Raw genomic sequence first — 6267 nt, 5'->3', positions numbered from 1 at the left:
CTATTTTCATTTTCAATTCCCCCATTTTTATATTATTTTATATAAAAAACTAAGATGCATTTTTATCTCCAAAAAGCACTAATACAGTTTTTAATATAAGTTTCATATCTAATGTAAAGCTTCTTTCTCTTACATATTTAATATCAAGCTTCATCCAATCTTCAAAATCAATATTGTTTCTTCCACTTACTTGCCATATACATGTTAATCCTGGTTTAACTTCAAGCCTTTCTCTCATCCACGGTTCAAATTCTTCAACTTCCTTGGGAAGGCTCGGCCTTGGACCCACTAAGGACATCTCCCCTTTAATAACATTAATGAGCTGTGGTAATTCATCTATAGATGTTTTTCTAATAAACTTACCTATCTTTGTTATTCTAGGATCATCCTTCATTTTAAACATAGGTCCTGACATTTCATTTTGACTTTCCAGTTCTGCTTTAAGTTCTTCTGCATTAATTACCATTGATCTAAATTTATACATATAAAATTCTTTTCCATTTAAGCCCACTCTTTTTTGCTTAAAAATAACTTCACCTTTAGATTCTAATTTAATTAATATTGAAACTACTAACATAAGTGGAGATAGTACTATAAGTCCTGTAAAAGATGCTACTATATCAATTATTCTTTTAATTACTTCATATAATACATTACTTCTTTCATTTTCGATTACTTCACTCATTTAACCCCTCCATTTAAATGCTTATTGTTACTCTCCGTAGTAATAGTAGTTATTTTTCTTATTTTCCACTCCATTTAATACAGTACCAATAACTTTTCCTTGTACCTTCTTAATTAAATCCACAGAATTTAAAACCATTTCCCTTTTAGTAGATCCAGCTTTCACCACTAACAGTACCCCATCTGCTTTAGTTGATAATACTTGTGCATCAGTCACTGCTTGTAGTGGTGGTGTATCAAGAATGATATATTTAAATTCATTCTTCATTTCTTCAATAAAAGCAGTCATAGCTCTAGAAGCTAGCATTTCTGATGGATTTGGTGGAATTTTTCCTGCTGTTATTATTGTTAAGTTTTCATTATATTTATTAGCTACTTCTTCAAATAATTTTTTTCTTAATAAAAGCTCTGCTGTTCCAGCTGCATTTGATATTTTAAACTTCTTATGTATTGAAGGTTTTCTCATATCACAATCCACCAATAAAACACTATTACCACTTTGGGCTAAAGCAATTGCTAAATTTCCTGAAGTAGTTGACTTTCCTTCTCCTGGCACTGAACTTGTTACCACAATTACTCTATACTCATCATCAAAAGAAGAATATTCAATATTCGATCTTAAGCTTCTATAAGCTTCTGCATCAATTGACTTTGGTGCTTTTTCCATTACAAACATTATATTTTCCTCCTAATCTAAATCAGACATTGGAATAACTCCAAGTACAGGTATATCTAAATCTTTTTCTAATTGTTCTTTATTTTTATAAGTGTTATCTAAATATTCTAATAAAAACACTATACCGAAGCCCACCATCATTCCTAATATGAAAGCTATAGCTATATTCATAGTTTTATTAGGTGCCACTGGATTTTTCGGTAGTTCTACACTTTCAAGAATTTTTACATTTCCATTAGGCACTAATTCTTCTGCCTTAGTTATAAATTCATTTGTTACACTTTCTAACATATTTTTTGCAATGCTTGGACTCTTACTTTGATATGATACTTGTAATATTTGAGTTCCTGCAACTGTATTTACAGTTATACCATTTAATACATCATTTACAGATAAATCATATTCACTATTATCTATGGCCCTATTAACTAAATCCTTAGTTTTTATAAGCTCTGAATATGTTTTTAATAAGTTTTGATACATAGAAACATCACTGGAATTATATCCTTCTGATTCAGCACCTTCTTTACCTATAAATATCTTTGTACTAGCTTCATATGTAGGTGATATTACAAAAAAGCTAAAAATTCCTGATACTAATGTTGCTAATACAGTTGTTAAAGCTATTATTTTCCACCTTTTCTTCACTGCATCTATTATTTCAGATATACTAATCACTTGCTCTTCCATATTTTACACTCCTTTTTTTCTTAAGATTATCTTTATAATATAAATCCATCACATATTATATCATCTAATTTCGACTCTTCCAAATCCATACATACCCTCATTTTACTATTTTTTGTAACAGTTTTGTGTGTTTATTATTTTTTTTAATAAAATTAAAAACAATATATTATCACCGTATTTTTTTAGTTTTTCACCTAACACTTTGCATAATATATTGTCGCATTTTATCAAACGATTTTTGAATTTTTATATTTTTATTAAAATTTAAAATATACCAAATAATTTCTTTCTTTCTTTTATAAGGTTTATTTTTCTTTTTACTTCTTTATCCTCTAAGATTAGTTGTCCATTTTTAATAAATTCATCTTTATAGTTACCTAAAATCTTCAAACAATCTTCTGATATATGAGTATTTCTTCTTTCATCAGAATGAGCATCTGACCCAAATATATAATAAACCCCATTGCCTAAGTAATTCAATGCTAATTTCTTAACTTCCTTGCCAAAATCGCCCACTATACTTCCTGCATTTAATTGAAATAAATATCCTTCTTTAATAAAATCATTAATTAAACTAGGCTTTTTAATAAATGGTATGTATCTTTCTGGATGGGCAATAATTGGCACAATTCCCTTTAAAGTTAGCTCATACAAATTATCAATAACATTATTAACATCAAACTCTCTCATTGGAAGTTCAATTAACATATATCTGCTATCATTGATAGTTCCAATGGCACCTTCCTCATAATACTCCAATATATTTTCTCTATAATAAACTTCTTGTCCACAATATAGTTCTATGTCTAATTTTTCTTCATTTACAATTTGTCTTAATTCATTTATTTTATCTTTTATCTCACCATATTCAACGTTAAATCTTCCCTTCATATAATGGGGTGTGGCCACTATTTTTTTAACTCCACATTCAATAGATAACTTTAGCATCTCTAAAGTCATTTCTTTATTTTTAGACCCATCATCTACTCCGTAAATAATATGTGAATGCATATCTATCATAATCTTCCTCCATATAACGTATTATTAAATTATAAGCGTCTTAAATAATATATCATATTTTATATTTTTTTGTATAATTACATTTTTAGTCATTTTAATAAACCTTTATGAAAAAAGATATCCTATATTTATATATAGGATATCTTTTTTCATTTATATTTATTCATAATAGTCATATTTCTTTTCTACAGTATTCTTAACTGCATTTAACACTGTTCCCATTACTGTTGCATTTACTTTTCTTAATAAATCCACTGATGAAGCAACTTGATTTTTCTTGGTAGATTCTGCTTTCACAACTAATAGTGTTCCATCAGCTTTACTACCTAAAATTTGTGCATCAGTTACCAGTTGTACTGGTGGTGTATCCATAATTACATAATCAAAATTTTCTCTAGCTTCCTGTAAAAATCTATACATAACTTCACTTCCTAACAGCTCAGATGGATTAGGAACCTTAGAACCTGATGTGATAATCGTTAAGTTTTCATTGTATTTATAGGAAATTTCATTAAAAGATGCTTTACCCATTATTAACTCAGTTAATCCCTTTGAATTAGATATTTTAAATTTTCTATGTAAACTAGGCTTTCTTACATCACAATCTATTAGCAAAACCTTTTTTTCAGTATCAGACATAGAAATGGCTAAATTTCCTGCTGTTGTGCTTTTGCCTTCTCCTGGAAAAGAACTTGTAACAACAATTACTTTATATTTATCATCAAATAATGAATATTCTATATTGGTTCTCAATCTTCTATAAGCTTCTGCTTCGATTGACTTAGGTTTTCTAGCTATTGCAAACATTATAAGCACCTCTTCACTGACAATTTGCCCTAATTATATCATTATTCTCTTTTTTATGAAAAGATTATAATTTTCTACCTATTGCGTCAAATAAGTAAAATTTTTCCTCAATAAATTTTACTTATTTTTATGATATTCTATTTAATATTAAAGTTATAAATTAAAAGTACTTATAATGATTTATATTTATTTTAAATATAATTTTTAATAATTATTATAAACTCCTTAACATTCTAATGTCGATTATTGTCTTAATTTTTTTCACTATTTTTATCTACTATAATACAGTTATGGATTTTATTTTTAATTTTTATATTGATTTTATACATATTAATAACGATAATAAATATAGTTAATATTTTATAAATACATACTGATAGGGGGACATAAATGAACTTAAAATTCACAAATAAAAAAATATTGATACCACTATTATGTGGAATTGGCTGCTTTACCTTAACCTTCTTGCTAACTAAAGGTATTAATCACGATGAAGGTAAATCTCTTGAAGTAATAAGTAGAAACAAAAAACTATTATCAAATTTAGAAGAAATAGATTTAGAGATAATTTCTTTAAAAAAGCAAATTCTTGGTGCTAAAGAAGAAATTTCAACATTAAAATCACAAAAAGAAAACCTGCAACTTTCACTAGGAGTAGAAATTGAAGAAACTATAGAAACAGAAGATGAAGAGGATGTAGATTTAGATCTTTCATTGCCAGAGGATGAAAAAGATACAAGCTATTATCACTACTATGAACAAGAACATTCTTATTCAACATATGGACATAATGAAAACTCTAATTCTATTGATAATTCCTCTGATAGTAGTTTAAATTATGGAAACTCACCAATAATTGAAAATAATCCTGAAGCATCAGTACCTCCAGCAGTTACTTTACCTGAAAACAATAGTCCTGTTGATAATACACCTGGACCTGGTATAGATTTGGATAATAATGAAAATATAGAATCTACGCCTCCTTCAGTAGATGAAGATGATATAATTTCTGATTCATCACCTGATACCGATGGTAATATAGATGAACCTTTAAATACTGAGGAAAATTCACTAACAAATGGCGATATTAATTAGAATAAATATTTATACGAGGTTATTATGGATACAAAAAAAAGAAGACGTAAAAGAAAAAATATAAAACTAACTAATCATCTATCAGTAATTATAATATGCATTATTTCCATCTTTGCTGGTTTCTTTATAGGAAGAATAACTTCATCTTCTTCAGAAATTTCTTCATTAGAGAAATCTAATATAGAAAATGAAGCAACCCTTAAAGCAAAACAAACTGAGCTTTCTAAATTAAAAGAAAAGCTTCAGGAGGAAGTTTATTCTATTGAGGATTTAGAAAGAACTATTTCTGAACTAAATACTCAGCTAGAGCAATCATACTCCTTGGAAGAAAGTTATTATTTCGAAGAAACTGTAGACTCTTATACTGAATAAATTAATAATGAGCTATATCAAAATTTAATTTGATATAGCTCATTTTACATTATTACTGTATTTGGAGTTATAATTTTAATTTCTTAAATATAGCAGGGTAAAGTCCAATGCCAAAAAATACAATGATAAAATATCTTAAAAAATGAAATACTAATTTATTTGGAAATACTACTTTTAATCCCACCTTCAATAATATTAATATGGCCAAACCAATTACTACTCTTAAAATTTTATTAATTGACTTTCCTTCCACTGAAAAATTAACATATTTCTTTTCCACATAAATACCTAAGGCAAATCCTAAGAATGTTCCCATTCCTTTAACAAAATCCGCTGAATGTGCATATAAAAGTGCTGGAATAAATATTATGAAAGTTCCAAAATACAAGGCTATTTTATTATTAACTTTATTAAATAACTTATATGTAATAAATGATGTAAGAATACCAAAGATAGCTCCAAACAATACATCCTTAGGATAGTGTACTCCCAAATATAATCTTGATATTGCAACCAAAACAATTATTAAACCTGAAATACCATACATATAATTCTTTTTTAAATAAATTGCTATGGCTGACCAAAAAGAAGCTGTTCCTTGAGTATGACCGCTGGGAAAAGAATATCCTGTGGCAGTTTCTACTCTAAGTGATCTTATGCCTGGCTCTCCAATTGGCCTTTTAGCCTTAAAAATATCTTTTATTGCTCCATTTACCAATACACTAGTTAAAGAAGCATACGCAATATATTCCGCTATTTTCTTATTAAATGACCAATAAATCACAGCAATTAAAGGAATTAAAATTGCTTCTTCACCAAACATAGTTATAAACTGAAATAATCCATCCAAAAATGGATTAGCTATACTTTGTATGGCCCTGATGATATTTAACTCAAACTCCATGATAATCCTCCTTTAATTT

General features: G+C 27.6%; 8 protein-coding genes. 2 read left to right on the top strand and 6 right to left on the bottom strand.

The window, feature by feature from the left end; all coding sequences use genetic code 11:
• Positions 1-49 precede the first annotated feature (49 nt).
• The 5 genes from Q5O44_RS03850 to Q5O44_RS03830 all read right to left on the bottom strand — a co-directional run bounded on the left by Q5O44_RS03850 (position 50) and on the right by Q5O44_RS03830 (position 3877).
• On the bottom strand, positions 50-685 hold the full coding sequence (locus tag Q5O44_RS03850) for a sugar transferase (RefSeq protein ID WP_022167070.1): 636 nt from the start codon (positions 683-685) through the stop codon (positions 50-52).
• Between the two features lie 27 nt (positions 686-712).
• Positions 713-1360 (bottom strand): CpsD/CapB family tyrosine-protein kinase, encoded by a 648-nt coding sequence (locus Q5O44_RS03845; protein WP_022167069.1) that lies wholly within the window; start codon positions 1358-1360, stop codon positions 713-715.
• Positions 1361-1372: 12 nt separating this feature from the next.
• A complete protein-coding gene (locus tag Q5O44_RS03840) occupies positions 1373-2050 on the bottom strand; it encodes a YveK family protein (protein ID WP_022167068.1) in 678 nt (225 codons plus the stop codon).
• A gap of 264 nt (positions 2051-2314) precedes the next feature.
• Positions 2315-3070: a tyrosine-protein phosphatase gene (locus Q5O44_RS03835; RefSeq protein ID WP_022167067.1), complete on the bottom strand. Its 756-nt coding sequence runs from the start codon at positions 3068-3070 to the stop codon at positions 2315-2317.
• Between the two features lie 159 nt (positions 3071-3229).
• Positions 3230-3877: a CpsD/CapB family tyrosine-protein kinase gene (locus tag Q5O44_RS03830; protein WP_022167066.1), complete on the bottom strand. Its 648-nt coding sequence runs from the start codon at positions 3875-3877 to the stop codon at positions 3230-3232.
• Between the two features lie 390 nt (positions 3878-4267).
• Here Q5O44_RS03830 and Q5O44_RS03825 point away from each other — a divergent pair, with 390 nt between their 5' ends.
• Both Q5O44_RS03825 and Q5O44_RS03820 read left to right on the top strand, forming a co-directional pair.
• Entirely contained in the window at positions 4268-4972 is a 705-nt protein-coding gene (locus Q5O44_RS03825; protein ID WP_022167065.1) for a hypothetical protein, read from the top strand.
• A 24-nt stretch (positions 4973-4996) separates the two neighbouring features.
• The gene (locus tag Q5O44_RS03820) at positions 4997-5344 is read left to right on the top strand and encodes a DUF4094 domain-containing protein (protein WP_022167064.1); all 348 of its coding nucleotides are present in this window, start codon (positions 4997-4999) and stop codon (positions 5342-5344) included.
• A gap of 67 nt (positions 5345-5411) precedes the next feature.
• Here the strand turns inward: Q5O44_RS03820 and Q5O44_RS03815 are convergent, their stop codons facing one another.
• The gene (locus Q5O44_RS03815; protein ID WP_022167063.1) at positions 5412-6248 is read right to left on the bottom strand and encodes a phosphatase PAP2 family protein; all 837 of its coding nucleotides are present in this window, start codon (positions 6246-6248) and stop codon (positions 5412-5414) included.
• Positions 6249-6267: the final 19 nt, after the last annotated feature.

Origin of the sequence: Clostridium sp. CAG:221 (genome assembly GCA_000435835.1) — a bacterium.
Lineage (GTDB): Bacteria > Bacillota > Clostridia > Clostridiales > Clostridiaceae > Clostridium.
The sequence above is the reverse complement of the archived record's forward strand: the minus strand, read 5'-3'. Positions and strand labels throughout refer to the sequence as shown.